Raw genomic sequence first — 2,180 nt, forward strand, 5'->3', positions numbered from 1 at the left:
CTGGTGGTCTCCTACAATGCCGACAGCAACCTGCCCGCTGGCCCGGCGATCATTCTGGCCGCCGGCAGCTTCTATCTGGTTTCGTTGATGATCGGATCGCAGGGCGGTTTGCTCAGAAGGCTCTTGCCACGGCAGCATCTGAGGGCGTAATACTGTTACATCGTAACACTGTTACAAACGAGAATCCCATGCTGAACCGCCGCACCCTTCTGGCTACTGCCGTATGCCTTGCAGTCTCGGCTTTTCCTGCCCACGCGCAGGAAAAAATCAGTGTCGTCGCCAGTTTCTCGATCCTCGGTGATTTCGTCAAGGAGATCGCCGGTGACCGGGCCATTGTCACCACGCTGGTGGGGGCCGATGGCGATGCGCATGTCTATTCGCCGACGCCCGCCGACGCCAAAGCTGTGGCCGAAGCCAAGGTGCTGGTCATCAACGGACTGAAATTCGAGGGCTGGATGGACCGGCTGGTCAAATCCTCCGGCACGAAAGCCAGTGTCGTCACAACAAGCAAAGGTACGACGCCCATTGCCCTGTCCGGTGAGAAAGAAGACAGGCACGGCCACGATCATGCCGGCCAGTCCGACCCCCATGCCTGGCAGGATGTCGCCAATGCGCGGCGCTATGTCGCCGCCATTCGCGACGGATTGATCGCTGCCGACGCGGCGGGAAAAGCCATCTATGAGGCCAATGCCGCCGCCTATCTGGCGAAACTCGACGGGCTGGATGCCGACATAAGGGCAGAGATTGCCAGAATTCCTGCAGACCGGCGCAAGGTCATCACCTCGCATGACGCCTTCGGCTATTTCGCAAAAGCCTACGGCATCAGTTTCATTGCGCCGCAGGGCGTCTCGACCGAGGCGGAGGCTTCTGCCAAGGATGTGGCGCGCATTATCCGGCAGGTGAAAGCCCAGAAAATCCCGGCGGTCTTCATGGAAAATGTCACCAACCCGCGTCTTGCCGAACAGATCGCCCGGGAGACCGGCGCGAAGATGGGTGGCAGGCTGTACTCCGATGCACTTTCCGCAGGCACGGGACCGGCAGGGACTTACATCTTGATGATGCGCCACAATATAAGGGAACTCGGCAAGGCGCTCGGCACAGGTCCAGTCTGACAGCGCCTGCCAAATTAAAACGAGATTGCGTAGTGCGCGGAGCATCAGGCTCCCGGAGACAGAATATGGCCGATAAAATCCCCGTCACCGTCCTCACCGGCTATCTCGGCGCGGGCAAGACCACGTTGCTCAACCGCATCCTGACCGAGCCGCACGGCAAGAAATTTGCCGTCATCGTCAACGAGTTCGGCGAGGTCGGCATCGACAATGATCTTGTTGTCGGGGCCGATGAAGAAGTCTTCGAGATGAACAATGGTTGCATCTGCTGCACGGTGCGCGGCGATCTGATCCGCATTCTCGACGGGCTGATGAAGCGCAAGGGCAAGTTCGACGGCATCATTGTCGAGACCACCGGCCTTGCCGATCCGGCCCCCGTCGCCCAGACCTTCTTCATGGATCAGGATGTCGGCGACCTGATCCGCGTGGTCGAAGGCCTGATGCGCCGCCCGGGCCGGTTTGACGGGATCATTGTCGAGACCACCGGCCTTGCCGATCCGGTCCCCGTCGCCCAGACATTTTTCATGGATGACGACGTCAAGGCCAAGACCTGCCTCGACGCGGTGGTCGCCCTTGTCGATGCCAAGCATCTGCCCCTGCGCCTGAAAGATTCACGCGAAGCCGAAGACCAGATCGCCTTTGCCGACGTGATTTTGGTCAACAAGACCGACCTCGTCACCAAGGAAGAACTGCGCGACATCGAAGCCACGGTCCGCGCCATCAATCCGACCGCGCAGATCTACCGCACCAACCGCTCCGACATCGCGCTCGACAAGGTGCTCGACCGCGGCGCGTTCGACCTGAAGCGCGTGCTGGAAGACGACCCGCATTTCCTCGATGCGCACGATCATGACCATGATCACGACCATGTGCACGACGAAAACTGCGGCCATGATCACCACGACCACGGTCATCATGATCATCACGATCATGAACATCACCACGATGACCATGATCACCACCATCACTCTCCGTCCTCGCCGATCCACGACGTGACGGTCACCTCCGTGTCGCTGCGCGGCGGCGAGTTGGAGCCGGAGAAATTCTTCCCGTGGATCGTCAGGCTGACCC

The 2,180-nt window shown here is 60.0% G+C and carries 2 protein-coding genes; both read left to right on the forward strand.

The window, feature by feature from the left end:
- The coding region (locus tag RMO18_RS13755; RefSeq protein ID WP_309666632.1) for a metal ABC transporter substrate-binding protein at positions 1-1,112 on the forward strand (1,112 nt) is incomplete at its 5' end.
- 65 nt (positions 1,113-1,177) lie between these two features.
- The coding region (locus RMO18_RS13760) for a GTP-binding protein (protein WP_309666634.1) at positions 1,178-2,180 on the forward strand (1,003 nt) is incomplete at its 3' end.

The sequence above is a fragment of the Tabrizicola sp. genome (genome assembly GCF_031377265.1).
GTDB lineage: Bacteria > Pseudomonadota > Alphaproteobacteria > Rhodobacterales > Rhodobacteraceae > JAUYQR01.